General features: G+C 48.0%; 26 protein-coding genes and 1 other RNA gene. 18 read left to right on the forward strand and 9 right to left on the reverse strand.

The window, feature by feature from the left end:
- Window positions 1–99: 99 nt before the first annotated feature.
- Complete coding sequence (locus GCE9029_RS01500; protein ID WP_062660727.1) at window positions 100–519, forward strand: YbaY family lipoprotein; 420 nt, start codon at window positions 100–102, stop codon at window positions 517–519.
- A gap of 6 nt (window positions 520–525) precedes the next feature.
- Here GCE9029_RS01500 and GCE9029_RS01505 read toward each other — a convergent pair whose 3' ends face one another.
- The gene (locus tag GCE9029_RS01505; protein WP_002540942.1) at window positions 526–837 is read right to left on the reverse strand and encodes an MGMT family protein; all 312 of its coding nucleotides are present in this window, start codon (window positions 835–837) and stop codon (window positions 526–528) included.
- A 111-nt stretch (window positions 838–948) separates the two neighbouring features.
- Here GCE9029_RS01505 and GCE9029_RS01510 point away from each other — a divergent pair, with 111 nt between their 5' ends.
- From GCE9029_RS01510 to GCE9029_RS01525, 4 genes are all read left to right on the forward strand, one after another.
- The gene (locus tag GCE9029_RS01510) at window positions 949–1,671 is read left to right on the forward strand and encodes a VP0952 family biofilm-associated protein (RefSeq protein ID WP_062660728.1); all 723 of its coding nucleotides are present in this window, start codon (window positions 949–951) and stop codon (window positions 1,669–1,671) included.
- Between the two features lie 136 nt (window positions 1,672–1,807).
- An RNA gene (gene ffs / locus GCE9029_RS01515) (signal recognition particle sRNA small type) lies at window positions 1,808–1,904 on the forward strand.
- Between the two features lie 109 nt (window positions 1,905–2,013).
- Entirely contained in the window at window positions 2,014–2,862 is an 849-nt protein-coding gene (locus tag GCE9029_RS01520) for an AbaSI family restriction endonuclease (protein ID WP_062660729.1), read from the forward strand.
- A 574-nt stretch (window positions 2,863–3,436) separates the two neighbouring features.
- On the forward strand, window positions 3,437–4,651 hold the full coding sequence (locus GCE9029_RS01525) for a leucine-rich repeat domain-containing protein (protein WP_082804242.1): 1,215 nt from the start codon (window positions 3,437–3,439) through the stop codon (window positions 4,649–4,651).
- A 145-nt stretch (window positions 4,652–4,796) separates the two neighbouring features.
- On the opposite strand, the gene GCE9029_RS01530 is transcribed toward GCE9029_RS01525, so the two are convergent.
- Window positions 4,797–5,222 carry a MarR family winged helix-turn-helix transcriptional regulator gene (locus GCE9029_RS01530; RefSeq protein ID WP_062660731.1) on the reverse strand — a complete coding sequence of 142 codons (426 nt, stop codon included), beginning with the start codon at window positions 5,220–5,222 and terminating at the stop codon, window positions 4,797–4,799.
- A gap of 370 nt (window positions 5,223–5,592) precedes the next feature.
- Here GCE9029_RS01530 and GCE9029_RS01535 point away from each other — a divergent pair, with 370 nt between their 5' ends.
- The 9 genes from GCE9029_RS01535 to GCE9029_RS01575 all read left to right on the forward strand — a co-directional run bounded on the left by GCE9029_RS01535 (window position 5,593) and on the right by GCE9029_RS01575 (window position 12,432).
- Entirely contained in the window at window positions 5,593–7,107 is a 1,515-nt protein-coding gene (locus GCE9029_RS01535; protein WP_082804243.1) for an AMP-binding protein, read from the forward strand.
- A gap of 10 nt (window positions 7,108–7,117) precedes the next feature.
- On the forward strand, window positions 7,118–7,372 hold the full coding sequence (locus GCE9029_RS01540) for an acyl carrier protein (protein ID WP_062660733.1): 255 nt from the start codon (window positions 7,118–7,120) through the stop codon (window positions 7,370–7,372).
- Window positions 7,373–7,434: 62 nt separating this feature from the next.
- Window positions 7,435–7,812, forward strand: a complete 378-nt coding sequence (locus GCE9029_RS01545) for an ectoine synthase (protein WP_062660734.1) — start codon at window positions 7,435–7,437, stop codon at window positions 7,810–7,812.
- Window positions 7,813–7,846: 34 nt separating this feature from the next.
- Window positions 7,847–9,658 (forward strand): acyl-CoA dehydrogenase family protein, encoded by a 1,812-nt coding sequence (locus GCE9029_RS01550; RefSeq protein ID WP_062660735.1) that lies wholly within the window; start codon window positions 7,847–7,849, stop codon window positions 9,656–9,658.
- Between the two features lie 23 nt (window positions 9,659–9,681).
- On the forward strand, window positions 9,682–10,269 hold the full coding sequence (locus tag GCE9029_RS01555) for a DsbA family oxidoreductase (RefSeq protein ID WP_062660736.1): 588 nt from the start codon (window positions 9,682–9,684) through the stop codon (window positions 10,267–10,269).
- Between the two features lie 59 nt (window positions 10,270–10,328).
- Entirely contained in the window at window positions 10,329–10,652 is a 324-nt protein-coding gene (locus GCE9029_RS01560) for a DMT family transporter (protein WP_062660737.1), read from the forward strand.
- Between the two features lie 40 nt (window positions 10,653–10,692).
- The gene (locus tag GCE9029_RS01565) at window positions 10,693–11,082 is read left to right on the forward strand and encodes a DMT family transporter (protein WP_062660738.1); all 390 of its coding nucleotides are present in this window, start codon (window positions 10,693–10,695) and stop codon (window positions 11,080–11,082) included.
- 70 nt (window positions 11,083–11,152) lie between these two features.
- The gene (locus tag GCE9029_RS01570; protein ID WP_062660739.1) at window positions 11,153–11,632 is read left to right on the forward strand and encodes a nucleoside deaminase; all 480 of its coding nucleotides are present in this window, start codon (window positions 11,153–11,155) and stop codon (window positions 11,630–11,632) included.
- A complete protein-coding gene (locus GCE9029_RS01575) occupies window positions 11,629–12,432 on the forward strand; it encodes a maleate cis-trans isomerase family protein (protein WP_062660740.1) in 804 nt (267 codons plus the stop codon). The genes GCE9029_RS01570 and GCE9029_RS01575 overlap by 4 nt, the downstream gene beginning before the upstream one ends.
- A 224-nt stretch (window positions 12,433–12,656) precedes the next feature.
- Here GCE9029_RS01575 and trhO read toward each other — a convergent pair whose 3' ends face one another.
- Window positions 12,657–13,637 (reverse strand): oxygen-dependent tRNA uridine(34) hydroxylase TrhO, encoded by a 981-nt coding sequence (trhO, locus tag GCE9029_RS01580; RefSeq protein ID WP_062663087.1) that lies wholly within the window; start codon window positions 13,635–13,637, stop codon window positions 12,657–12,659.
- Between the two features lie 172 nt (window positions 13,638–13,809).
- Entirely contained in the window at window positions 13,810–14,802 is a 993-nt protein-coding gene (locus tag GCE9029_RS01585) for a class I SAM-dependent methyltransferase (protein ID WP_231870014.1), read from the reverse strand.
- A gap of 193 nt (window positions 14,803–14,995) precedes the next feature.
- Here GCE9029_RS01585 and GCE9029_RS01590 point away from each other — a divergent pair, with 193 nt between their 5' ends.
- From GCE9029_RS01590 to GCE9029_RS01600, 3 genes are all read left to right on the forward strand, one after another.
- Window positions 14,996–15,595: a hypothetical protein gene (locus GCE9029_RS01590; protein WP_062660741.1), complete on the forward strand. Its 600-nt coding sequence runs from the start codon at window positions 14,996–14,998 to the stop codon at window positions 15,593–15,595.
- A gap of 174 nt (window positions 15,596–15,769) precedes the next feature.
- The gene (locus GCE9029_RS01595; protein WP_082804244.1) at window positions 15,770–17,746 is read left to right on the forward strand and encodes a RecQ family ATP-dependent DNA helicase; all 1,977 of its coding nucleotides are present in this window, start codon (window positions 15,770–15,772) and stop codon (window positions 17,744–17,746) included.
- An 83-nt stretch (window positions 17,747–17,829) separates the two neighbouring features.
- Window positions 17,830–18,351 carry a DUF2058 domain-containing protein gene (locus GCE9029_RS01600; RefSeq protein WP_002540911.1) on the forward strand — a complete coding sequence of 174 codons (522 nt, stop codon included), beginning with the start codon at window positions 17,830–17,832 and terminating at the stop codon, window positions 18,349–18,351.
- 101 nt (window positions 18,352–18,452) lie between these two features.
- On the opposite strand, the gene GCE9029_RS01605 is transcribed toward GCE9029_RS01600, so the two are convergent.
- The 5 genes from GCE9029_RS01605 to GCE9029_RS01625 are packed head-to-tail and all read right to left on the reverse strand — an operon-like array spanning window position 18,453 to window position 24,068.
- Complete coding sequence (locus GCE9029_RS01605; RefSeq protein ID WP_082804245.1) at window positions 18,453–19,280, reverse strand: ABC transporter ATP-binding protein; 828 nt, start codon at window positions 19,278–19,280, stop codon at window positions 18,453–18,455.
- A 2-nt stretch (window positions 19,281–19,282) separates the two neighbouring features.
- Window positions 19,283–20,146 carry an ABC transporter ATP-binding protein gene (locus GCE9029_RS01610; protein ID WP_082804246.1) on the reverse strand — a complete coding sequence of 288 codons (864 nt, stop codon included), beginning with the start codon at window positions 20,144–20,146 and terminating at the stop codon, window positions 19,283–19,285.
- A 10-nt stretch (window positions 20,147–20,156) separates the two neighbouring features.
- Window positions 20,157–21,983, reverse strand: coding sequence for an extracellular solute-binding protein (locus tag GCE9029_RS01615; protein ID WP_062660743.1), 1,827 nt, complete (start codon window positions 21,981–21,983; stop codon window positions 20,157–20,159).
- Window positions 21,984–21,996: 13 nt separating this feature from the next.
- On the reverse strand, window positions 21,997–23,043 hold the full coding sequence (locus tag GCE9029_RS01620) for an ABC transporter permease (protein WP_062663089.1): 1,047 nt from the start codon (window positions 23,041–23,043) through the stop codon (window positions 21,997–21,999).
- Window positions 23,043–24,068, reverse strand: coding sequence for an ABC transporter permease subunit (locus GCE9029_RS01625; RefSeq protein WP_063856835.1), 1,026 nt, complete (start codon window positions 24,066–24,068; stop codon window positions 23,043–23,045). The genes GCE9029_RS01620 and GCE9029_RS01625 overlap by 1 nt, the downstream gene beginning before the upstream one ends.
- Before the next feature lie 382 nt (window positions 24,069–24,450).
- Here GCE9029_RS01625 and focA point away from each other — a divergent pair, with 382 nt between their 5' ends.
- A complete protein-coding gene (gene focA / locus GCE9029_RS01630; RefSeq protein ID WP_062663090.1) occupies window positions 24,451–25,293 on the forward strand; it encodes a formate transporter FocA in 843 nt (280 codons plus the stop codon).
- Window positions 25,294–25,297 lie beyond the last annotated feature (4 nt).

Genomic DNA, 25,297 nt, shown 5'->3' on the forward strand with positions numbered 1-25,297 from the left:
TCAAATCCACAATTTCCCAATGGTTGAATATGCAACGGTGATAAACTTGTTGTTGGTTTTATCAGTATTTTAGACGCTTGCGTCACTTGGAGTTTTACCATGAAGAAGGCCTTTTTTGGATTTTTTGCTGCGTTGATGGCGTTAGCGTTCACCGCATGCACCGACATTATAAAGGACCAGGACATGGCAACAGTGACAGGTGAAGTTTACTACTTGCAGCGTATTGCCCTGCCGGATAACGCAAAACTGACAGTGACTCTGGCTGATGTTTCATTGGCTGACGCGCCAATGGATGTCATTAGCAGCCAGTCGTACATGACGGAAGGCCGTCAGGTTCCACTGCCATTCTCGCTGACTTATTCGCCTTCAGAGATTAAACCGGGTCACACCTACAACGTGAGCGCGCGCATTGAAGTCGATGGCGAACTGGTTTTCATCAGTGACACTGCTACTCATGTGATTAACGACCCAGCGAAAACTCAGACAGTAGAAGTGCAGGTGGTTAGCGCGGTGCGCTAAACGGCACTAAGCGGGTTCTCCATCCCACCTGAAACGGCGCAATGACACTGCGCCGTTTTCTTTAACTTCGACTCCATCATCCAACAGTTTCTCACGCTGTCTGACAAAGCTCTCTCCCTTGAGCGAAATCATCCCACTGGAATTGATCACCCTAAACCAAGGTAGTTTGGAATCCTTCGGTAGTGAGCCAAGAAGCTTGCCGACATGGCGTGCGTGACGGGGAAACCCTGCTAATTTTGCGACATCACCGTAAGTTGTTACTTTTCCTGGGGGTATTTGGATAAGTACTGCATAGATTTGGTCATCAAAATTGGGCATATTGAAACTGACGGAGAAATTATAATTAGAAACATCATACCTCACCTGACAACAAAAAGATTATCGCAGGAATGAGGTATCACTGTCGGCATGAAGCGCAGGAGGTGCTAAATGTGGTATGCGACGACGTTAATGATGACAGCAGCAGTCATGGTCATGGGTGCTGCACTCTCTTCTGCCTTTGCTGAAGGCGATATCCCCCTGCTTGCTTTCGTGATTCCCGCTCTCTTTTTTGCTGGTTCCGGCGGTGTCGCTGTATGGATTCTTGCACTTGGTTTGATTGGCTTCGGCGCCATGATGCCTTACCAACCTGTCGCCATTTCACTCAGCCTTTGGATGATCCTTCCCGCGCTGGTACTTATTACCGGAGAGCGTCGTAACTGGCAGGTCTCATTGCTGGTTATCTCAGTCGTTATTGCAATGGAATGTGGAGTGCTTGCCCTGCAAGGGGACGAGAAACTCGGCGGCGCCATCAGCTACACCTTAATGCAAATCTTCTGCGTCATCATGGTTTGGGTCGCGACCTACTTCTGGAAGCCGGTGAAGAAAATCAGCTGGTGGCCTGTGGCGCTGATTGTCGCGCTATTGGCAGGCGGACAAACCCAAGGTGCCATGTTCGCCTTCTGCGGCAGTATGCTGGTGCTGGCGCTCCAGGAGCTGCAACGCGTCGGTGGTGAACAGCGCGGGGATAAACTCTGCGTGATTCTGCCAGCCATTGCTGTGGTCTTCCCGCAATTCTCAGTGCCAAACCCGGTGTTTGTCGCTTGGTTGTTGTCTCTGACCATTGCTTGGCTCGGCGATTACCTTCTCCACACAGAAAACGAAGAAGAGTAGGGCGGGTAAATTCTCACCACTTGGTTGCTTAAAGCCAGATAACCCCTTGCATTGGGCGTAGCCATCCCACATAATGCGCTCGAACCAACGGTTTCTTTCTCAAGAGATTTTTGGTGTATCAAATCTATGGAGGCCCCCTTGGTCCTCCCGCAACACTAACTTGTGTACTGGGTCAGGTCCGGAAGGAAGCAGCCCGCGCTTGGGACGTGTGTGCCGGGATGTGGCTGAGGGGGCTTCCACCCATCTAGCGTGTTGAAAGTATCCCTCGCCTCTCCAAAACTCTTGTTTCGCAATCCGACATTCCTTGGGATCGTGTCAAATTACACGTAAACACTACCCAAAATGAAAACGCTCCACCTTACCCGTCAATTGCAACGTTGTACCCACAAACGCTTCGAGCTTTATGCCATTTCCCGCATCATCCATAAAGTGGATGATCTGGACGTGAAATTCATCACCCAACAGTACGTTTCAAGACCTGATGGTTTTGCGTTGACCGATCTCTATCTGCCCCAATTGCAGCTTCATGTTGAGATTGATGAAGGCTTTCACAAGCAGCAAATCGACGCCGACAAAATCCGCGAACTGGACATTGTTAGCGCCACTCAGCATGAGGTTTATCGCATTGATGCTTCCGTTTCGATAGAGGAAATCAACCAGCAGGTTGATGCGTTAGTCGCGACAATCAAAGCCGGAGTCGAACAACAAAAAGTGGAAGGGGTATTCGCGCCTTGGAACCCAGAATTCGAGCACTCTATTGAACGCTTTAAAACGCTGGGTTATGTCGATGTGAAAGATGATGTGGCATTCAGAACCAGCGTCGAAGTGTGCAACCTTTTCGGCCATAACTATGCCGGATTCCAGCGTTCATCAGCTTCTGTTCCGGGATACCCGAACCACAAACTCTGGTTCCCCAAGTTGTACCCAAATGGTGAGTGGTTCAATGAACTCAGTCAGGATGGAAAAGAAATTCTCGAATACAACATTGAGTCGACGGAAAAGCGTGCGACTGCGATAGAAAAAAGCCTCACTCAAGATACGACCATGATTGTATTTGCCCGTGTACGTAATGAAGTCGGACAAACCATGTACCGATTCCGCGGCGTGTTTGTGCAGGACTTTGAGAAAACCTCTGTAGAGGCGGGGTCTTATTGGAAACGTGTGGCGGAGAGGATCTGTATCGATTTCTAAATGTACTTTGAGCCGCAAACTTTTCTAGTTGCTTAAAGCCCAGATCAATTTTTTGACTGGACACCTGTGATAGCTTGAATCATCAAATAAGAGCTGTGCATTGCTGGAACAATGCACAGTACTGGGTTACTCCTATTTTTTGTTTGATTTATATACTTTAAGTAAGCCTGTGAGTGCTGTGAATACTCCAGCTATTGCCCAAAGTAGTTCAGTGAGTTCTATCATGTGGACTCCAACTTTAAAAAGCCTCACGTGCAAGCGTGGGGCTTTTTATTTTGACTCTATAGCTGTACAGCTTTGTTTTATCTATTCCTTTAGATGCGGTTATTAGGCAATTTAGAGTGGCTCGATACTTTGATTCAGATCATGGCCTGAGGGGATGCGATTTTTATCTGTTTCATTCTTATGCTTGAACTTCAATTAATGAAAAAAGGGATATTGATAAGTCTAACTCGTTACGCTCTATCCCCAACAGTGCACCGACTCGGAGTAACGACTAAAAACTGTGTAACCCATTGAAATTAAGTGTTTAGCTTGGCTTAGTGTGAGCACTGCATGTCCGAAAGGGAACACAATGTCATCAATTACACAGTCATCGCCCAGAGCCTCACGATGGGTTTTCTGGGGGACTTTGCTGCTTGTCGCTGGGTTATTGGTCGAAAGGTATGTCACGTTGTACGGTTTCACTCAAGTACCTGCGCGCGTTGTAGCGTGTGAGGGGAAATGGGTTGAAACGTCCCAGAGAACGTCGGGTGGCTATCGAAAAGATGTGGTGTATTATCCGGTTGCCGAAACCGAGAGTGGCATGAAAGCCCAAGGCAAAGTGCTGATGCCGACGCGTAATCTCTGTTCGCAAACCGTTGGCAATCGAATTGAAGTCTTGATTGACCCCAATAACCCTCAAAAAAAACGCATTTACAGCTTCATTCAGTTTTGGGCTATCTCTCTGTTCTTCGCGCTGTTTTTTCTTTGGTCTCTGATTGCGATCTTATCTCGCCGTGTCGCACCCGCAGCGGGCATCCTGATGTTGGGCTTTTTTGCCTGGCAAATTGCACAAGAAATGAATTATGTGGGTGGAGAGCCGATTGAACCAAATGCAGAAGAGCAGGGGGCAGCTCAACACCAACCTGGTATAGATGCGCAATCTTCACGAGCTCTTAATCGCTGCGTGTGGCAAGCAAAGCGAGAGCAAAACGTAGAATCGCGTAGCCAAATCACCAAACTGGTGTGCCAAGGTCAGAAGATCAAAGAACTCAGTGCCATTGAAGATTTGGTCTCACTGAAAGAGTTGTATCTGCAAAACAATCAGCTGGTTGACTTGCAAGGGCTGGCACCCTTTACCCAGTTAAAGGTGCTGAGTGTCGGTGGAAATAAAACGCTTCAGACGACATCAGGTATTGAACTCGCACCAAGCATTGAAGAGTTTTATGCAAACCGGACGGGATTGAAAGACCTAAAGGGCTTAGACAGTCTGCCCAATCTGCGCATTTTACAGGCCATCTTTAACGATATCCGTGACATTGCGGTACTTGGACGATCGCATCAGCTGCAAGAGCTTTATCTTTCGTACAATGACATTGCTGATCTGGCGCCTTTGGCGAATAAGCCTCATCTTGCAAAGCTACAAATAAGCGCAAACCAGTTTAAAGATATTTCGCCACTGTTTGGGAATCTCAATATGGTTCAAGTGCTGGCTAACAGTGAAAAAAATGTGCCTTGCGAGCAATTTCAGATACTTAAATCAAAGTTAAGTCCAAACGCAAAAGTGCATCTACCAGAGGGGTGTTAGGTGACACATCTTGAACCGCCAATTTTTTAAAAGTGCCTGTCCTTGGTTTTCAGTACTATTAGAGGCGGTGTTGTCGTATTTCCGCCTTAATATCTCCAAGCCAAAAACAGGCATTTAGCGCATAACTGTTTAATATACTTCGTAATTACTTGTCTTTTGTGATGTTTTTCAAACAATCCACAACGATCTTATTGTCGCTATCTGAGGCAACAGTATCGAGTGCATTGTTTAAATACTCAGTGAAGTGTTTTCCTACCTTTTCTTGAATGTCTCGGCCTCTACCTGTAAGAACGGTATACACACCACGTTTGTCTTTCGGACAGATATCTCGGATGGTAAAGCCGCCCTTTTCCAGCCTTTCCACAAGACGAGTGACCGAGCTTTGGTTTAATCCGAGGAGTTTGGCCAACTCCTGCATTCTTAATTCCGAGTTTTCAGATTCAGAGAGCAACGTCAATGCTCGGTAATCAGTCAAGCCGAGACCGTGCTCTCTTTGCAGCTCTTTCGCTATTTGGTTTTCAACGCTGTCGACAACTATTTTAACCCTTAGCCACAACATGCTTTGATACATTATATTGATATTCCTAAATAATATGAGGGAGTGTTTCGGGAGAAACCCACTTCTCCTTCAGTCATTAGCTTGTACATACATGCATGTATGTCAATCGGATTATACCAATAACGTAAATTTTGTGAACTGCACTGCACTATAAAACGAATTCCCATCCCAATCGCTACTCAATATTTCTGCGCTTTTACGTATGGTAAGAGATTTTTACCCGAGAGCCCAAGATTCCATACATTTGTTTTTTATGGCTTTTTAGCGTAACTCTCCACCCTCAATTTACATTTTAACCGACAGCTAATAACAATTTCGTCAATGTATTTGCATGTGCAAGCATGTTGACGTGATGTCACTTACTTAATAACATTGCTTGCACATGCAACAAAATTCAAAAGTGACTAGAGAAATGAAATTACGGACTTTAACAACGTCGATACGCTCGTGGGCTGAACAAAGACCAAATGACACAGCAGTAGTCGCAGATGATAAAAACTGGACTTATCAGGATTTAGTTTTACTGGCGAATGACTACAAATCCGAATTCGAAAACCTTCATCTCGCCGAACATTCGCCAGTCGCCGTTACGGCTAAAAAGACAGTGGACACCTTGGCACTCATGATCGCCCTTGGAGAACTCGGACACACGCCTTTGGTGGTTTCGCCTGACCTAGGAAGTGCGGTTAAGCCTGAAGTATTTTTATCTGCTGGAGTGGTTTATGAATTGAGCGCAGATCGTACTACTGGGCGTGCAAACATCTCAGTATCAACGATTCAAAATGAAAAAATTGATGCTGATTTAAACACTAAAATTTCAAAAGACTCGCCACTTATGCTCACAACATCTGGCACAACGGGTATACCAAAGGTTGTGTGTCTCAGTGAAATGGGGATTAGCGCGTTTTTCTCTTGGGCGAAGTCATTCTTTCACCTTGGTCATGGCAGCAAAGTACTGAGCTATGCACCTCTCAACTTTGACCTCAGTCTCTTTGACGTATGGGCCACATTATCAGCGGGTGGCGCGGTTATCTTTGTCGACCCCGCTAAGGCTACAAGTAGCGACTACCTGATTTCCCTTGTCCAGCGGACACAGCCAAACGTTATTCAAGGTGTCCCACTCCTATACAGCTTGCTTTGTGAAGGAAACGACCGACTCGGTGGTGGTGAACACGATGTTGACCATATCCTCGTGACGGGAGATGTCACACCAAAGTTATTGCGAAAACGTATGGCTGAGATGTATCCCGACTCCCAATTCCATAACGTTTATGGGTGCACAGAAACTAACGATTCGTTCGTCCACACATCGATGGCAAATGAGTTCTCTGATGTCGAAAGCTTGCCCCTTGGGAACCCAATTGAGGGATCGGTGCATCGCATCGTGGATAAAGATGGCGAGATCACGATGCATGGTGTGGGAGAGCTGCATACATCAACACCGTTTTTGGCTCAGGGATACACCAGCAACCAAAAAACGCTTTCAACATTTTATTGGGATGACGTTGAAAAGCGGCGTTATTACCGAACCGGTGACATGGTAAGTATCGGCACTGATGGCGTGATGACGTTGCAGGGTCGCTCCGACCACATTGTCAAAGTTCGTGGAGTACGGACGAATCTGCGCGACATTGAGTGCACCTTGGCTCAATCCAACCTCGTCGAAGAATCAATCGTATTTCCGGTAAATGACGAAGTGGAAGGCGTCATTCTTCATGCTGTCGTCAAAACCAACGAAGGACAAGAACCTAACGGTTTTACCCTTCGCTTGCACTGCTCCGAAAATTTACCACTAACGTCTGTGCCACGACGTTTCCATTTTTTAAACAACCCATTGCCTAGGACATCGACAGGTAAACCTGATCGACAGGCAATTATGAATTCCATCGAACTATAGGAGAAAAGAAATGAATTACTCACAAGAGATCAAAGCATATATCTGTGAAGAGCTTGCACCGGATGTTAGCCCAGAAATGCTTCCTAGTGATTGCAATTTACTCAAGTCGGGGGTTGTTGACAGCTTATCTCTCGTGCGGCTTGTGGCCTGGATCGAAGAAGAATATGACATCCCAACGGGTGAGCTAGATATTGCACCCGAAGACTTCAGCTCCGTAGACAGTATTAACGAGTTCATCCACAAGCATTCTTTGGAAATGGCTTAATCAATATTCCGAAAAAAAGCGCAGAAAACTATATTAAACAATTAGTTAAGGAAAACAGAGAAATGTTTACTCGTAATAAAGAAGAAGTGAAAGGCGTTAAGTGGGGTAATGGAGATAGCTTCCGAATGCTTACGGAGAAAGATGAGATGGGGTTTACGGTGTGTCACACCATCGTGAATGCTGGATCAGAATCCCGTTTGCAATACCGTCGCCATCTGGAAGCTTGTTATTGCATAAGTGGTAGCGGCCGTCTTCTGTCTGTCGATGGCGAAAAGTCGTATGACATTCGCCCGGGTATCATTTACGCCCTTGACCAAAATGACCCTCATATTCTCATTGCGAATGACGATGAAGATCTACAGCTCATCAGTGTGTTCAATCCGCCATTAAATGGTGATGAAAAACATTCATTGAGTACTGACGGTTTCTCTCAGTATTAAAGCCATTAGTGAATTTTTCTGGGGGAAATCAACTATGTACCTGAATGATAAAAAATTGGCCAAAGAAGCCTTAGCATCAATCGATGCCATTTCAGATGTTTTAAAAGCACCGAAGAATAGTGAGGGTGAGTTCCCTTACGACCGCTGGAAAGTGATTTGTGAGTCAGGACTCTTTAAACGTGCCGTAGACACGCAAATGCCAAAACGAGAGTCATTTCTCTCTACCATGTTCAGCTTGGAGTATCTGGGAGAATTATGTGTAGATGCAGGGTTGTCCTTTTCAATAGCAACACATTTAGCGAGCACCATCACTGCTTTAAATAAGTTCGGCTCAAGTGACCTTAAAGAGCGTTACATGGAAAAACTGCTTGAGGGTCGCATCATAGGCGCTCACGCGATTAGTGAACCTGGTGCTGGATCTGACGCACTGAGTATGACGACGACCGCAACTGAATCCGGTGATAGCTACATACTTAACGGTCATAAGGCGTTTGTTACCAACGGTTCGATCGCGGATGTCATTGTTGTTTATGCGAAGACAAGTGACAGTTCTGCAGCTGACTGTGTATCGGCTTTCCTTGTAGATACGCGTTCAGAGGGGGTTGAACTTGGCCCAACTATGGAGACCGTTGGCCTACATACTTCTCCTCTTTGCGAACTTAAATTAACAAATTGTCGTGTGCCTAAAACGCATATGGTCGGTCGAAAGGGTGCAGGATTCTTTGTGCTGTCCCACGTCATGCAAAGAGAAATTCTTTTTGCCTTCATCATCAGCATTGGCGAGATGAAACGTCGCCTTAAACGTTCGGTGGACTACGCGTCAACTCGACACCAGTTCGGTACCCCACTTGGTGGATTCCAATCGGTCTCAAATCGTATTGCGGATATGAAAATCAGTTATGAGTTGAGCCGAAACTGGCTATATCACGTTGCTGAAAAAATGATCGCAAATAAAGACGTAACCAGCGATGTTGCCATTGCCAAGGTGTTCATCAGTGAGAGCGCTTTAGAGACTTCAATCAACGCTCTCCATATTCACGGCGGATATGGCTACGTTTCCAAAAATGGTTTAGGCGAAGAGGTTTGTAATGCCCTTGCAGGACCTATCTATTCAGGTACGAACGATATTCAACGCGGTCGCATTGCAGCCATGTTGGGGGTCGCATCTAAGAGTAAACCTCGTAAGCCAGCCCAGCTTGTATCAACAAACTCAGAGTCTAATGAAGTTTTAGATTCAGATCATACAAATGTTAAGGCCTTTGTCGAAGCAGCTTTGGGAGATGCACCTCTTAGTGAGCGCGATATTGCAGTAAAGCTTTATTACGCCGTGAGAGACAAAATTGCATATGAAGTTTTCGACACTGACATAAGTCCAAATGGTCTGCGAGCAAGTTCAATTGTTAAATCGAAAAAAGGATTCTGTCTTCACAAAGCTATTCTCTTCGCTACAGCTTGCCGCACAAAAGGCATTGACTGTCGACTCGTTGCCAACCGCGTGAATAACCATATATCGACACCGGAGCTGCAAAACCTCGTCGGTGGAGAAGTTTTCTTGCACTGGTACAACGAAGTCAAAGTTGACGGGAAGTGGCTGAAAGTCTCACCTGTATTCAATAAGTTGCTATGTCGATTGTATGCCATAGAGCCTCTTGAGTTTGATGGTAAATCAGATGCGATTGCACAACCTTATAAAGACGATAGCGAAATGAACTATCTCGGCTCTCCGGAGATCTTTGAGAACCCGACGCCAGTAGAGTTGATCAAACTTGTTAATACCTATCACCCCAAAATGATCACTCCGAGCGGAAAAGTCCCGAAAGTCATTTCCAGACCCACCGCACTCTGATCTCACACTGATAGGAACGCATTATGAAGAAAACAATTGATATTTATACCGATCTTGTGTGCCCGTATTGCCTGTTGGCAGAGCACGCGATTCGAGACCTCATTAAAGATGAAGACGTCAGCATTCGTTGGCGCCCATTCGAGTTAAGGCCCCATCCAGTTGCGACGCTTCGCCCAGAAGACCCTTATCTCCCCGACATTTGGGAACGTTCAGTCTATCCAACGGCAGAAAAACTGGGAGTGTCAATGAAGCTACCTACAATTTCGCCACAACCGAGAACGGACAAAGCGTTTCAGGTTTTTGCCATGGCGGAAGAGCAAGGTAAAGGGCATGAATTCAACATTGCCGCAATGGAAGCCTTCTTCCAACAAGACAGAGACATTGGAGACACAGATGTGCTTGTTGAGATTGCGTCAGATGTCGGCCTTAACAAAGGAGAGGTGCGTACTGCTTTGGACGAAGGCATTTATCTGCCCACCCACCAAAATGCTCAACGTCATGCTGTTGAGGAAGCAAAGATCAGAAGCGTCCCAACAATCATTGTTGGAGAGCACAAGTTTACCGGAGTACCTAACCCGGATGAGTTCAAGAAAGCCCTTAATGGGCTCTAATTCAAAAACGAAATTTAAATAAATCATTGTAATAAAACGATAAATCAGGAGAAAGCAAAATGTTAAGTTGGTTATATCTAGGAACTGCCGTCATCTTCGAAGTTGCTGTAGCTATTTCTGCAGGTAATGCGAAAGGTTTTACACGTCCAGGATGGACGGCTGCAACGTTAATTAGTGGCGCAATCGCAACATTCTTTTTAAGCCTTGCCTTACTCGATTTTGATGTGGGTGTTGGCTATTCAATTTGGACATCCACTGCCGGCGTGGGGATCGTCATTTTAGGCGCAATGTTCTTCAACGAACGACTCAACGCTAAAAAGCTACTTGGTATTGCACTCGTTATTGGCGGTGTGATTGGGCTGCGCATGAGCGGTGCAGCGTAAGACAAAAAACAAAAAATTCAACTTTTATAAGGATATAACGATGACTTCTTCAACTAAGAAATCCAGCAATACTCATGCATGGCTAATGCTCATTCTGGCAGGGATCTTTGAAATAGGTTATGCGCTAAGTGTGGGCGGTAGCGAAGCGTTTACCGTTCTCAGTTGGTCTATTTCAGCAGTGATTTTCTTCCTCTTAACCCTTTATTGCCTGAGTGTGAGCCTTAAAACCATTGATGTTGGTATCGGTTACGCCGTTTGGGCCGGGATTGGAGCAATTGGTGCATCTATATTTGGTGCGTTTGTCTTCGATCAGATGCTAACCCTCGCGCAGGCTTTCTGGCTCGCCGTGATTATCCTTGGGGTGATTTGGCTAAAACTGTCCAGTAGTGAAAAGTTGCAAGAAACTGAACACAAACTGGCTACTCGTTAATGTGAAATCATCTTTGGCAGGCTCTGAATGAAAGGAGCCTGCCGTTTGGTTGGCTCTCAGGAGAAAAACAATGTGTAAGAACCACGCCATCATAGATCAGCGTATGAGTGAAGTTGTCGAATTCTCGAAAGAGCATGTCAATGCTGGTGGTATCCCATTTACGGCCTTTGTCGTTAATGACAAGGGTGAGATATTGGGCCGGGGTGTTAATAGGGTACTGGAGAACAATGACCCCACAGCGCATGCAGAAGTTGAAGCTATCCGAGACGCGTGCAAAAACACTAACAAGCCACATCTTCGAGGTATGACATTAATCGCCTCAGGTGAACCTTGTGCCATGTGCTACTTGAACGCGCTATATTCGGGCATTGGCAAGGTACTTTTTGCTGCTGACGCTAACGAAGCAGCCGTGCATGGCTTCGACTACCGCAGCACCTATTCAATGTTGGCCGACTTCCCAACCCGATGGCCAATACTCATCAATAAACATGAAACTAAAGGCGCATTGGAGCCTTTCAAAATTTTATTAGAAAAGAGGACTCTAGGATGAGTGAGCAAGTTAAAATCAAGGATGATGTAAAACGTTTATTCAAACCTGATGGCTGGAACAGGACGATTCGAATTGGAGTGGTTGTTCCTCATGCAGATGTTGGCCCAGAAGTTGAAATCCAAGCTATGGCATCAAGCGATATTACTGTACATGCCAGCCGGATTTTCTTCTCTGCTATGCGAGCCGGAGGTGAAATGGACGAAAAGATTCCTCACGCTCCGGTGACGTCCTTCGTTGAAGCACCATACCTGGATGATGCAGTAGAATCTCTCTGCGCCTCTCCTCTTGACGTAGTCGGGCTTGCCTTTACTAGCTCGGCATACAAGCATGGCCCCGATGGAGAGCGGGCTTTGATAGAGCGATTAAAAAGCGTGTCGCGAGAGATACCAATTGTTTCGACATGTCTTTCTGCAGAACGAGCATTTGCAAAACTGGGCACCAAAAAGTTAGCGATGATCAACCCAGCTTGGTTTGATGAAGATCTCGTAAACCAAGGAGCGGACTATTTTACTAAAGCTGGTTTTGAAGTGGTTCACCAAAGCTCCTGCGGTATCCCTAGTGGGCAAAAGTTCGTTACACCAGAAGCCTTGTATAACTGGATTGAAAAAGCGGTAAAAGAGTCGGGAGCTGATACTGTTTTTGTTGGTGGCAATGGGCAACGCTCTGTTGGGGTTATCGAAGCCGTTGAAGAAACACTCGGTATCTCAATGGTAACAGGCAACCAACTCATTCTATGGGATTCTCTGCGCTCTATTGGTGCTGACACCAAGATCTCAGGATATGGCCGCCTTTTTGACTAGCAAGAAAACTACCATGTCTTGTTTGGCAATATCTCCTTGGATGCTGCCTGTTAAAAAGTCTAACTAAGCAAAGCGTCTAGATGCTCCAACAAGGCTCGCAGTTCAACTAATGAGCATCGATGTCTCACTTGATGACATGCTGTATTTTTGGTTGCTGAGTTGCTTAGAAAAAATCCCCTCGCGTTTCCGCTGAGGGGATTTTTTGTTGGGGCAATCATGCAGCCTTACTTTGCTTTTCGCTGCTCTGCCTTCTTCGCCAGCTTTTCATTTCTGCGCTGGGTAATGATTTGGTCTGCTTCGCCGCCAACGTGAATTTCGCCGCGCGCTCTAGATAGCTGCACTTGCTTTTCACGTTCACGGAAACGGGCTTTTTGCTCGTCGGTATGTTTGTCGATGCACTTAGGGCAACTGACGCCTTGCTCGAACGCTTCAGACTGCATGTCTTCTTCGGTGATAGGCAAACGGCAGGCGTTACACATGGCGTAACCGCTTTTTTCAAGCTGATGGTTTACTGCCACTCGGCCATCAAATACGTAGCAATCGCCTTCCCATAAGCTCTCTTCCTGTGGCACTTCTTCCAGGTATTTCAGAATACCGCCTTCCAGATGGTAAACCTCTTCAAAGCCTTGCTCTTTCATGTAAGCGGTCGACTTTTCACAGCGAATCCCGCCTGTACAGAACATGGCGACCTTCTTGTGTTTGGACGGGTCCATATTTTGGGCGACGTATTCCGGAAACTCGCGGAAGGTGTCGGTTTTTGGGTTAGCCGCGTTCTTGAAGGTGCCGATTTCGATTTCGTAATCGTTGCGGGTGTCCACCACAAACACTTCCGGATCAGAAATCAGATCGTTCCAGTCTTCAGGCTTCACATAGGTCCCGACCACATGGCGTGGGTCGATGCCTTCTACACCCAAAGTGACGATCTCTTTCTTAAGTTTCACCTTGGTGCGGTTGAATGGCTGGTTTTCGTCGAATGACTCTTTGTAGACGGTATCAGCAAGGCGAGGGTCTTTCTTAAGCCATGCCAACAGGGTGTCGATACCTTCGCGTGTGGAGGCGACGGTGCCGTTAATCCCCTCGTTCGCCAGCAGTAAGGTGCCGCGAATTTCATTTTTCTCCATTAGCGCCTTCAATGGCTCACGGAGTTCCACATAATCTTCAAGGCGCACAAATTTGTACAGTGCGCATACAACGTATTGATTCATTTTATCTTCCATTTAGCGGGCTGGAGCGTAAATCCAGAGCTTCCTTAGTTAGGCGATTGAAGTATAGCGAAGCAAGATAAGGCTAAATACGGATAGAAAGTGTGGTTACATGGTTCTCCGTGAGTGTTCGGGAATCATTTGCCTTCATCAGTCACCAAACGCGCTGGCAGTTTTAGCGTGTATTTATCTGATACGAGGACACATAAATGTCTGCTTCAATGCTCAGCTGTTCGCCTGACTCCTCAAGCTTTGCCTCCACATTCTCAAATGCATTCTCGCCGCCGAAGGCTTTGGTCAGCTTTGAGTAACGGTTAGTGGAAGAGAACAGTACGTGAGCGAGTTGCTCGGCGGTCACTTCCAAACTAACGGTCTCTTTTTTCACGGCCAGTTCATTGAATTGCTGAACATCACTGAAGTTGATGGCGTGGTCATAGTCAGACGGGCTCGCTTGCATCTTGATACCGAGTGATTCCATGACTGGGTTTAAATGCACTTCAAAATCGTAGACCACCACCCAGGCTTTCTGGCGACAAACCCGCTTGAGCTCTTGAACCAAAGCATCGGACTTTGCATAAGAGAGTGAACCTGCAAACGTCACTATATCGACAGATTTCTCTTCAAGAGGAAGGTTTTCGCCCGAGCCCACACAGTAGCGAATGAGTTCTGTTGGTTCAGCCTGTCCAATCATAGACTCGCTAGGGTCGATACCAATGACGGATTCGCAATGACGACTTAAGGCAACGGATGACACGCCAGTCCCACAGCCGATATCCAATCCGCATGCGAATAGTTGGCTCTCAGGTAAGGCAGTTTTCAGAATGAGTTGGTGCAGAGGCGGTCTGTAAGCCGCGTAGTGTTTGGAAATGTTGTCGTTGTATTGGTCACTCATTTGCGGCTCCACATTGTTTTCTTGTAATCGGATATAGGTAGGAATTTCCATGCGTTCATTAAGAGCTGCCAAGGGAGATGCTGCCATAGATTTCGAATACTCAGTATCAACAACTTGCTTGAGTTCTTCATAGCTGACGCCGAAAAAACGCGCGGCTTTCATCAATCCATTGAGGTAATGACGCTTTTCTATTTTCCGCTGCGAGTCTGTTTGATGAATGTGGTAGTAGCTTGAAAACTCACGACTGAGATAAGTGAAAAATGCTGCCTTTTCCATGTGTAACGCTCTGATTTTACTATCTGGCAAGATTGTATTTTCAAACCAAAAACGCAGATAGAAAAAGCGGATGAAAAGGTGGCTATCTCCACAGATATTTAGCGCAACTCTAAATCAAAAGACAAAGCCTGACGTGGCGCATTGTTATTGTGCTGAGTCTATATCCTCATCGATTTTTCTGAAGGACAAGAAAATGGGCTTTTCACTTTCCTGGGTGGCGGTTAAAACCGAAAACCAAGATGCAGTATTGGAAACGTTAGGATTCGCGGCAACGACAGAGACTGACGAGTATTTTGAATCAGACTTGGCAGGTGTTGTTTTGCGGGATGATTGGTATCTGGTGGTTGGGCAAGGGTCGAACAACCTCATCATTGCCAAAGAGTCGCTGGCTGACCTTTCTCGCATCGGCATGGTCATCGCCTGTTCGGTAGAGGAGCATGTCATGGTGTCTTCTGCTGAGTGTTGGTTCGCTGGTGAGAAGCGTTGGCAGGTGACGCATAATGCGCAGGAAAGCCTCATGAACCTGACAGCAGAAGGGCAATTACCCGCGAGATTTGAGACGTTGAAAGCGCAGTATCTGGCCGATCAAGAAGAAGATAGTGGAGAGTCGGCTGATGTCGACCATGTTTTTGAAGTCCCATTGGCCTTAGCCAGCACGCTAGTGGGTTTCAAACATGATGAAGATTGCAGCGACGTGTTTGCCGCTGGTCTGCCTGTGGTGCTTTCGGGCAGCCATGAGTCAGAAGCGACTTTCACTTTTGAAATCAAAAAGCCATGGTGGAAGTTTTGGTGATAGCTTCCTCAATCTTGGCATGATTTTTATGCGTTTTTCTGGCAATTGGATGATGCTGCTTGATTGGTTTTCACCCGAAACCGGAGCGTGCTCGGTCTAAACGGTGTTTGCACTCGAAGCATAGGGTTGCGCAGTGTAGACTGCTCGCAGAACTGACCCGATGACATGAGGCACATGATGCAAGCATCTTCGCAAGCTAAGAATGCGTACTTGAACACACTCCAAACGGTTTTTGGCTTTGAGAGCTTACGCGGTGGTCAGCAGAATGTGGTCGAAAGGGTATTAGCGGGGCATTCCTGTGCCGCAATCTTTCCAACAGGTTCGGGAAAATCTCTCTGTTACCAGCTTCCTGCGCTTCATCTTCCTCACCTGACTTTGGTGATTTCTCCGCTACTTGCGCTGATGAAAGACCAGCTCGATTTTCTGGGCGGAAAGGGCATTGCTGCCGCCTCGATTGATTCTTCCCTGACTTATGACGAATCGCGCGAAGTGATGCGTTCGGTGAAAGCAGGTGAAACCAAAATCCTGATGATTTCCGTCGAGCGTTTGAAGAACGAGCGTTTCCGTCAGTTTATTTCCTCGGTGCCGATTTCTCTGCTGGTGGTGGACGAAGCGCACTGTATTTCAGAATGGGGGCATAACTTCCGCCCTGATTACCTGAAGCTGCCGGCTTACCGCACCCAGCTCAATATTCCTCAAGTATTGCTTCTCACCGCGACGGCAACGCCGCAGGTTATCGAAGACATGCGCAATAAGTTCGGCATCGCCCCTGAGAATGTCGAGGTAACGGGTTTTTATCGTCAGAATCTGGATCTCAACGTGCTTCCTTGTGCGGAAGAGCAAAAAGACGAGGCGTTACTTAGCTTGATGCAGAGCGTGGCGCTTCCTCAGCCCACTATTGTTTACGTCACCTTGCAGCAAACCGCCGAGAGTGTGGCAAGTAAACTCAGAGCCGCTGGCGTCGCCTCGCAGGCTTACCACGCTGGCATGGCGAGTGATGATCGCCAGCGCATTCAAAACGCTTTTATGCGTGGAGAAATCAACTGCATTGTGGCGACGATTGCATTCGGCATGGGCGTAGATAAAGCAGATATACGTGCGGTGATTCACTACGATTTGCCGAAATCGGTGGAGAACTACAGTCAGGAAATCGGTCGGGCAGGGCGTGATGGCTTGCCGTCGGTCTGTTCTGTACTGGCCAACCGCGAGTCGGTCAGTGTCTTGGAAAACTTTGTGTATGGTGACACACCGGATTTGATCGCTATTCGCACCGTGATTGATGAGATTGGCTCGACACCTGCGGGTAGACCATGGGAAGTGATGCTGACCCGCCTTTCCAAAGAATCCAATGTGCGCCAATTGCCACTCAAAACCTTGCTGGTTTACCTCGAGCTTGCTGGCATCATCGAGCCGCAGTTCAGTTACTTCGCCGATTACCGCTTCAAAATGCTGGTGGAACCTGAGCAGGTATTGAACCAGTTTGAAGGCGAGAGAAGACAATTTGTTGAAGCGATTTTCCAATGTTCACCAAAATCCCGCACCTGGCATAGCGTGGACTTTGATGCGCTTTGGCAGGGCTACAGCGCGGAAAGAAAGCGTGCTGTTACTGCGCTGGATTACTTCGCTGACAAAGGCTGGATTGAGCTTGAAAGCAAGCAGATGATGGACGTTTACCGCGTTACTCAGCTTGAGGCGTGTCAGGGCGAGAAAGCAGCGCAGTTGAGCGAGCAGATGCATCAACTTTTCCTCACCAAAGAAGCGTCGGAAATCAACCGCGTGGAAGCCATGCTGTCGCTGTTTGAAACTGACACCTGTTTGAGTCATCGCTTGGCAGCGTATTTTGCTGACCAACATGCGCCAGCGCAGTGTGGGCATTGCTCTGTGTGTCGTGGCAATGTTGCATTGTTACCAAAAGCCAGTGCTCAGGCAGAGCTGGCTGCTGCTGAGTTGCAGCGTCTGATCCAGCCTTTGCTTGACGCCGCTGCGAAAGACGGCACACAAGTCTCGGCAGAGGCGGCGACAAGGTTCCTGTGTGGCATTGCAACGCCACTGACCGGACGTTTACGCGCCGGAAAAATGGAAGGGTTCGGCAAGCTGGCTGCGTATCCGTTTGCTCAGGTGAAAGCGCAGGTTTCAGCGATAGGTGATTAACCCGTTTGGAGGTGCGCCGAATCTGGCTTAAATGGTATGATTCGGCCAATAATTCGGGAAATAGCGCCCGCTACGGAGTCAACATGGCAAAACTATCCCTACAAGAGCAGATGCTTCAAGCTGGTCTTATCGACAAAAAGAAAATGAAGAAGGCTGGTAAGAGCTCGAAGAAATCGCGCACGCTGGCAAAAGAAGCCAAAGCCGCCGTTGAAGAAAAGCGCGCTGCGCAGGTGGCGCAAGATCAGGAGCTGAACCGTCAGAAGCAGCAGGAAGCCGAGAAAAAGGCGATTGCAGCGCAGGTGAAGCAACTGGTTGAGATGAACAAGATTGACCGCAAAGACGGCGATATTGGCTACAACTTTACTGACGGCACGCTGGTGAAGAAGATTTATGTCGACAAAGCGACCCAAGACCAACTGGTGAATGGTCGTTTGGCGATTGCCCGCGACGGTGAAGGTTATGCGATTGTCCCTGGTGTGGTGGCGGACAAAATTGTTCAGCGAGATGAAAACACTATCGTGCTGAATAACACGGTGGATGAGCAGGCGATGGACGAAGACGATCCATACGCAGACTTCAAGATCCCTGATGATCTGATGTGGTAAGCACAGTCTGTTGATTAGAAAAGAAAAAGCCCTGTCTCCGGACAGGGCTTTTTGCTTTTATACCAATCACAGTAGGTAGCAGATACTTACTACGATTGGTATTAGCTGGTGGCTTCCGCAGGCCGTTTTTTCTTGCGGTTTCTCGGGTGATTCACCGGCACAGCGGACAGCAGTGTTTGGGTGTATTCATGTTGCGGATCGGCATACAGCGCTTTTGCGTTTCCGTATTCCACCATGTTGCCGAAATACATCACCGCGACGTTATCCGACACCTGACGCACCACAGAAAGGTCGTGGGAGATGAATATCATCGCCAGGTTCATTTCCTGTTGCAGCTCTAATAGCAGGTTCAGGATTTGCGCCTGCACAGATACATCCAGTGCGGAGACGGATTCATCACAAATCAGTAGCTTGGGCTTCAACGCAATCGCTCTGGCAATGCCGATACGCTGGCGCTGACCGCCGGAAAACTCATGGGGATAACGGCTGGCGGCTTCTACTGGCAAGCCAACTTTTACTAAGAGTTCCTCTACCCACTGTTTACGCTCTGCGCGGGTGCCGATGTTATGGATCTCGAAAGGCTCTTCCAGAATCATGCCCACGGTGTGGCGCTGATTAAGGGATTCCAGCGGATCCTGAAACACGATTTGCATCTCTTTACGAAGCGGACGCATCGCACGCGGGCTGAGGTCTGTGATGTCTTTGCCTTCAAAGAATATCTTTCCACCTGTTGGCTCATAAAGCTTTAGGATGGTGCGCCCAAGGGTGCTTTTTCCACAGCCAGATTCGCCGACCAAACCTAGGGTTTCGCCACGTTTCACGCTGAAGGAAACGCCATCCACCGCTTTGATGGTGTAGCCCTTTTTGAAAATACCTTTGCCGGAAACGAAGTGTTTGCAAAGGTTGTCGATTCTTAGCAACTCTTCCATGTTTAACCTCGAAATTCCGGAAACAGCGCAGGGTCGATCTCAGGGATATCGATCAACTGCTTGGGTTCGGTGGTCAAATCCGGCATCAGGCCGAGTAAGCGCTTGGTATACGGGTGCTGAGGATTATCAAACAGATCGAAAACGTCTGCATTTTCAACGATTTTCCCACCATACATCACCGCCACGTCGTCACAGATTTCCGCGACTACGCCCAAATCGTGGGTGATGAATATCATCGCCATACCGGTTTCTTCCTGCAGGTCATTCATCAGGTCGAGAATGGAGGCTTGAACGGTCACATCCAGCGCAGTCGTTGGCTCGTCACAGATCAGAATATCGGGTCTGCAGGCCAATGCCATCGCAATCATCACACGTTGTCGCATGCCGCCAGAAAGGTTATGCGGGTATTCATTGAGCCGCTTTTCCGGCATTGGAATTTTGACTTTTTCCAGCATTTCAAGGGCGGCAGCCTGTTGCGCTTTCTTGCTCATCTCCGGGTTGTGGAGCGCCAGCACTTCGGTCAGCTGCTTGCCAATGGAATGCACCGGATTCAGTGCGGTCATGGGATCCTGAAATATCATGGAAATCCGGTTACCGCGCATTTGGTACATTTCTTCCGGCGGCAGGCTGACTAAGTCGGTGCCACGATAGAGGATCTCGCCGGCGGTGACCTGCCCATAAGGCTTGGGCAGCAAGCCCATGATGGACATGGCAGTGACGCTTTTACCACTGCCTGATTCACCGACCAAACCTAGGGTTCTGCCTCCCATGACATCGAAATTCACGCCGTGGAGAATTTTCACCACGCCGTCATCGGTGGTGAATTCTGTTTCTAATCCGCGGACGCTGAGAACCGGTTCCGTCATCTTTCCTGCCTTATCGCTTGTAGCGATCGTCAATCACTGTCACGGGTTCAAATGCTTTGCCATCGTCCATGGCTTTGAGCGTTTCTTTTTTCACATCTGAATCAATCCAGAAGGTGCTCAAGCCATAAATGCGGCCAACGGTGAACAGATAATCCATTCTTTTCTGCATTGGGTTTTCCGGGTACTGCATCCAGCGCCAGTAGCCTTGACGACTCCACGGCAGGATGTAGCTAGGAACGACGACAGACGCATCTTGGATAATGCGTTGGATTTCATGAGCCAATTGCTGTTTTTTGGTCAGGTCAAACTCAGATCGGTATTGGGTGATCAATTCATCCAGCTCTGGTGTGCTGAAGTTATTGAAGTTATTGGTTTGCGGCTTATTCGCGTTATCAGAGTGGAAGTATTCCCAGTATCCAGGGATCTCTTTTGCACTCATGTTGATGAAGGCTAATTGGTGCTTTTTCTCCGACATGTATTTGAAGCCGGTAGCGCCATCAATCAATTTGAGTTGGAAATCGAGTCCGGCCAGTTTCGCTTGCTCTTTGAGATAAGCCATGCGTGGTGTCCAGGATGGGTATGGGTAGACCAATTCGAAAGACAGGCGCTCTCCTTTGTCGTTGACGCGCACCCCGTCGCCACCCACGCTGTCAAAGCCAGCTTTCGAAAAGTGGGAAATCGCTAACTCCGCATCGAAGGCAGGCGGCGTTGCTCCTTCCCAAGAGTATTTTCCGTTACCTGATCCTGTGGCGTGTGGCTTACGGGAATAGTCTCCGCGGATCAGCTTTTCAATCAAACCGTCCATGTCGGTGGCATGCATGATGCCGCGACGGATATTGATGTCACCCAATAGCGGTTGAGCGGTGTTGAGCCACAATCCCCCTGCACCTTGAGGTACTTCGTTAAAGCCCCAGAAACGATGAACATAGCCTTTTTGGTAGACTTCGCCATCTGTCTTTTCATGCCATACTTCTGGCAAGGTCAGCTCGAATACATCCAGCTTGCCTTTTTCAAAATGTTGGCGGGCCAGATCCTGGTCTCTGATCACTGTGAAGCGAATTTTGTCGACGTTATAGCGGTTCTGATAGTACTTGTTTTCGTAACCCCACCAATCGTCACCGACGTGTTTCAGCGTCAGGCTCTTACCCTTCTTAATCTTGTCGACAAAGTATGGGCTTGCTGTCGGCTCTGCTTTGAAGTTGTATTTACGGACATAGTTATCGTCCATACCGTCGCCGTTTTTGTCTTTCCCTCGGCTGAAAAAGTGCGCTGGCTTGGGGTTCAGGCCACTGACTGTCAGCATTAACTCTTCCTGGTTTTTCTCTTCTACCGTACTAACGGCAAGAGTGTGGTCGTCGATTTTCACTACTTCGGCAATGGTGTTAGTGAAGTAGTCGTTGTAGTAGGGCGCAACAATGTCTTTGGAACGGTAGAACGTGAGCATAAATTCGAAGTCGCTTGCCGTGATGGCTTTGCCGTCGTTCCACATTGCGTCTGGATTGAGTTTGAAATAGACCGTTTTGTTGTCGCCAGCAAATGCCCATTCGGTGGCAATGTCAGGTATCCAGTTCAAGGTGTCAGGGTGGCGTGTGACCAGTCCCGGCACTTCATCGAGGAAGTAAGTGCGTAAGCCTGAGTTTGAGTCTGGCCCCACGGTGCGAAGCGTGAGGGGGAAGCTGGCGAGGTGAGTGCGCAATGTCCCGCCACGCTTGGCTTGGTCAGACGCAAATACCGGATCGTCCCAGTTTGTCTGCCAGTCAAGGTTGGCAGGAAGTTCGGCGGCTTGCGCGGTGAAAGCGAGTGCGCTTAAAGCGGCGAGTGTGGTCAATTTAAACATGGTCACTTCCTTGTCAGACATAACGGGTGAATTTTTTCGGGTCGAATGCAGCGCGAACCGCATCGCCAATAAATGTCACCATGGTCAGCACCAGCACAGTGGCGGTGACCACTGAGGTAACAATCCATGGGCTGTCGAGATTCGATTTACCTTGCTGTAATAGCTCGCCCCAGCTCGGTGTTGGTGGCGCAAGGCCAAGGCCGAGGTAATCCAAAGCCGTCAGCGCGGTAATGTTCGCCACAATGGTAAAGGGTGCCAGAGTGATCACCATGACCATGGTATTGGGCAGAATGTGTTTCAGCAGAATACGTGTAGTAGATGCGCCGAGTGCTCTCGCGGCCATCACGTATTCTCTTGCGGATTCTTTGTAGGTCATGGTCCGCATGTACCAGGTTATCCCCATCCAGCCGAATATGACGTTGATGGCGACAAAGAGGGTAAAGGTGGGCTTGGTAATAGAGACCAATATCATGATGACGTAGAGGAATGGGATCATCGACCAGACCTCAATAAAGCGCTGGCTGATAAGGTCAAACTTGCCGCCAAAAAAGCCCATGGCACAACCAATCACGGTACCAATCGCAAAACAGATGGTCATGGTAGTGAGGGCGTACATCATGGCAATGCGGAAGCCATAGAACAGACGTGCTAACACGTCACGGCCAATCACATCGGTGCCGAGGTAGTGCTGTGATTCAATGCTTGGTGCGTAAGGTGGGAATTCACCCTCGATAAAATCCTGCTCATAAGGGTTCCAAGGCACCAACGGCATGATCACGAAGTTGCCTTTATCTTCTTCTTCAAACAGGGCTTGAAGCTCACGGTAGTTGGCTTCGCTTTGGTAATCCTGTCCAAACTCTGTGCCGAGGCGAACATCGCTCACCACAGGGAAGAACAGCTCGCCGTTGTAGCGCACCATCAGGGCTTTGCTGTTAATGAAAAACTCGGCAAAGAGGGAAAGCAGCAACAGGGTAGACAGGACAATGAAAGACCAGTAACCCGGTTTGATTTCCTTGAAGCGTTTGATCTTCTTTTGTGTCAGTGGGCTGAGAGTCATCATCATTCACCAAACCTTACTCGTGGGTCCACGAGTGCCACACAGATATCTGAAACGATGTTACCCACCAGCAGCATGGCGGCGTTCAGTGCCACAATGGCCATGACTACCGGATAATCCCTTTCCATGATCGCTTCATAGCCAAGCAGACCAATGCCGTCGATGTTGAACACCACTTCGATCAGGAAGGAGCCCGTCAGGAAGAACAACAGCGAGTTGCCGAAATGGCTCGCCAGAGGAATTAAACTGTTCTGCATCGCGTGTTTGCGCACCGCATCTTTAAAAGGCAGACCCTTGGCAATGGCGGTGCGGATGTAGTCAGCGGAGAGGTTCTCCATCAGGTTGTTCTTCATGGTGATGGTCAGGGTGGCGAAATCACCGATGATGTAACAAATCAGTGGCAGCACGGCATGCCAGAGCACGTCTTTGATCATCTCGCCTTTGGACTCTAAATCGTCAAAGTCATCAGAGGTAAACCCGCCCATGGGGAACCAGTCGAGATGGAAGGAGAAAACACTCAATAGCAGGATGCCGACCACATAGCCCGGAAGGGCATAGCCGACGAAAATCAACACGGAAGAAGCGTTGTCAAAGGCGGTGTTGTGCTTAACGGCTTTGTAGTAGCCGAGAGGGATAGAGACCAAATAGGCAATCAGGAAAGTCATGCCGCCGTAAAACATGGAGACGGGGAGGCGCTCGATAATCATATCCAGCACAGGCTCGTAGTAGCGGGTAGATTCGCCAAAATCGAGCACCAACAGGCGGTTCAGCCACTCCCAATATGCTTCCATCACCGGCTTGTCGAGACCATAGAAGGCGTTCAGCTCTTCCAGCTGATATTCATCCAGCGAGGAGTTGTCCTGAAAGCTCTGTGTTTGCGCCGACCCTTCCTCCATAAATTGGGATTGGGCGAGCATTCGCTCAACCGGCCCACCCGGTACAAATCGGGTGATGGCAAAGATCACCAATGTGATGCCAAGAAATGTGGGAACGACGAGCAATAACCGTCGCAGTAAATACGCTAACACAGACTGACTCTCTCCCTGTCTACTAAGGTCACTTGACCTTCTCGCCCGAAAATGATGGCAAATCATTAAAATTCAGGGTGATATTTTCAGACAACCCTACTTTTCCCTGAAGAATTGTCGATTATTGAAATCCTGAAAGTGAATTGTGTTACTACTTTGTGATGATTTCACTGCCCAAGAGACTTATTGCGAATTAACTCAAAAATTCACTTTAGGGTTCAGGCTACGCCAACAAAGGGTTTGACACTATCTTCTTGAACATTATCTGGGCATTTTATGCATTAAATATGAGATATAAAATTGGATGAAATTTCCCCTTGAAAAAGTAAGTAAATGGAGAGATTATCCGCGCCCTCCCTGTTCACACTAAGTGCTATTAACCATGAACTTTACTCAGTTTGACTCTCTGCCGCCGCCGCAGATCGCGGAGCGTGCTGCAGAAATTGGTGTAGCGAAAGCAACCAAAGACCCGTTCAAATCGTTCCTTCTGGCGATATCTGCCGGTATTCATATCGGTATTGCATTCATTTTCTATACGACAGTAACCACAGGTGCTGGTGACATGCCTTGGGGTATGACACGCTTTGTTGGTGGTCTGGCATTCAGTCTGGGGTTAATCCTGGTGATCATTACCGGTGGCGAGCTATTCACGAGTTCGGTACTCACTTTGGTGGCGCGAGCCAGTGGTAAGATTACCTGGGGCGCGTTGTTTAAGAACTGGCTGGTGGTTTACGGTGGCAACCTGATTGGTGCGATACTACTGGTGATCTGTATGTTAATCGCTCAGCAATACATGTTCGGCAACGGGCAGGTGGGCATTAACGCCATGAACATCGCGCAGCACAAATTGCACCATGGCTTTTTCCAGGCCGTTGCACTCGGCATTATGTGTAACGTGCTGGTGTGTATCGCGGTATGGATGACTTACTCAGGCCGTACCCTGACTGACAAGATTCTGGTGATGATTCTGCCGGTGGCGATGTTTGTGTCTGCAGGCTTTGAGCACTGCATTGCGAACATGTTTCAAGTGCCGATGGCGATTGGTATCAAGTACTTTGCGCCAGAGTCTTTCTGGGTAATGACAGGCATGAACGTGGCAGACTTTGCGGATCTGACCTTCACCAATTTCTTCATCAACAATCTGGTGCCAGTGACTTTGGGTAACATCATAGGCGGTGGCTTGTTTGTTGGCATGTGGTATTGGATGATTTACCTGCGAGATTGAGTTT

The organism is Grimontia celer, from assembly GCF_900055185.1.
Classification (GTDB): domain Bacteria; phylum Pseudomonadota; class Gammaproteobacteria; order Enterobacterales; family Vibrionaceae; genus Enterovibrio; species Enterovibrio celer.

Bases quoted from the DNA above. Each gene is read 5' to 3' on its own strand.
- GCE9029_RS01600 (WP_002540911.1), top strand. From the start codon at position 17,830: ATGGCAAAACTATCCCTACAAGAGCAGATGCTTCAAGCTGGTCTTATC.
- GCE9029_RS01575 (WP_062660740.1), top strand. From the start codon at position 11,629: ATGAGTGAGCAAGTTAAAATCAAGGATGATGTAAAACGTTTATTCAAA.
- GCE9029_RS01550 (WP_062660735.1), top strand. From the start codon at position 7,847: ATGTACCTGAATGATAAAAAATTGGCCAAAGAAGCCTTAGCATCAATC.
- GCE9029_RS01540 (WP_062660733.1), top strand. From the start codon at position 7,118: ATGAATTACTCACAAGAGATCAAAGCATATATCTGTGAAGAGCTTGCA.
- GCE9029_RS01590 (WP_062660741.1), top strand. From the start codon at position 14,996: ATGGGCTTTTCACTTTCCTGGGTGGCGGTTAAAACCGAAAACCAAGAT.
- GCE9029_RS01610 (WP_082804246.1), bottom strand. From the start codon at position 20,146: ATGACGGAACCGGTTCTCAGCGTCCGCGGATTAGAAACAGAATTCACC.
- GCE9029_RS01570 (WP_062660739.1), top strand. From the start codon at position 11,153: ATGTGTAAGAACCACGCCATCATAGATCAGCGTATGAGTGAAGTTGTC.
- GCE9029_RS01510 (WP_062660728.1), top strand. From the start codon at position 949: ATGTGGTATGCGACGACGTTAATGATGACAGCAGCAGTCATGGTCATG.
- GCE9029_RS01530 (WP_062660731.1), bottom strand. From the start codon at position 5,222: ATGTATCAAAGCATGTTGTGGCTAAGGGTTAAAATAGTTGTCGACAGC.
- GCE9029_RS01560 (WP_062660737.1), top strand. From the start codon at position 10,329: ATGTTAAGTTGGTTATATCTAGGAACTGCCGTCATCTTCGAAGTTGCT.
- GCE9029_RS01520 (WP_062660729.1), top strand. From the start codon at position 2,014: ATGAAAACGCTCCACCTTACCCGTCAATTGCAACGTTGTACCCACAAA.
- GCE9029_RS01500 (WP_062660727.1), top strand. From the start codon at position 100: ATGAAGAAGGCCTTTTTTGGATTTTTTGCTGCGTTGATGGCGTTAGCG.
- GCE9029_RS01595 (WP_082804244.1), top strand. From the start codon at position 15,770: ATGATGCAAGCATCTTCGCAAGCTAAGAATGCGTACTTGAACACACTC.
- GCE9029_RS01545 (WP_062660734.1), top strand. From the start codon at position 7,435: ATGTTTACTCGTAATAAAGAAGAAGTGAAAGGCGTTAAGTGGGGTAAT.
- GCE9029_RS01620 (WP_062663089.1), bottom strand. From the start codon at position 23,043: ATGATGACTCTCAGCCCACTGACACAAAAGAAGATCAAACGCTTCAAG.
- GCE9029_RS01585 (WP_231870014.1), bottom strand. From the start codon at position 14,802: ATGGAAAAGGCAGCATTTTTCACTTATCTCAGTCGTGAGTTTTCAAGC.
- GCE9029_RS01535 (WP_082804243.1), top strand. From the start codon at position 5,593: ATGCAACAAAATTCAAAAGTGACTAGAGAAATGAAATTACGGACTTTA.
- GCE9029_RS01605 (WP_082804245.1), bottom strand. From the start codon at position 19,280: ATGGAAGAGTTGCTAAGAATCGACAACCTTTGCAAACACTTCGTTTCC.
- trhO (WP_062663087.1), bottom strand. From the start codon at position 13,637: ATGAATCAATACGTTGTATGCGCACTGTACAAATTTGTGCGCCTTGAA.
- GCE9029_RS01565 (WP_062660738.1), top strand. From the start codon at position 10,693: ATGACTTCTTCAACTAAGAAATCCAGCAATACTCATGCATGGCTAATG.
- GCE9029_RS01615 (WP_062660743.1), bottom strand. From the start codon at position 21,983: ATGTTTAAATTGACCACACTCGCCGCTTTAAGCGCACTCGCTTTCACC.
- focA (WP_062663090.1), top strand. From the start codon at position 24,451: ATGAACTTTACTCAGTTTGACTCTCTGCCGCCGCCGCAGATCGCGGAG.
- GCE9029_RS01505 (WP_002540942.1), bottom strand. From the start codon at position 837: ATGCCCAATTTTGATGACCAAATCTATGCAGTACTTATCCAAATACCC.
- GCE9029_RS01555 (WP_062660736.1), top strand. From the start codon at position 9,682: ATGAAGAAAACAATTGATATTTATACCGATCTTGTGTGCCCGTATTGC.
- GCE9029_RS01525 (WP_082804242.1), top strand. From the start codon at position 3,437: ATGTCATCAATTACACAGTCATCGCCCAGAGCCTCACGATGGGTTTTC.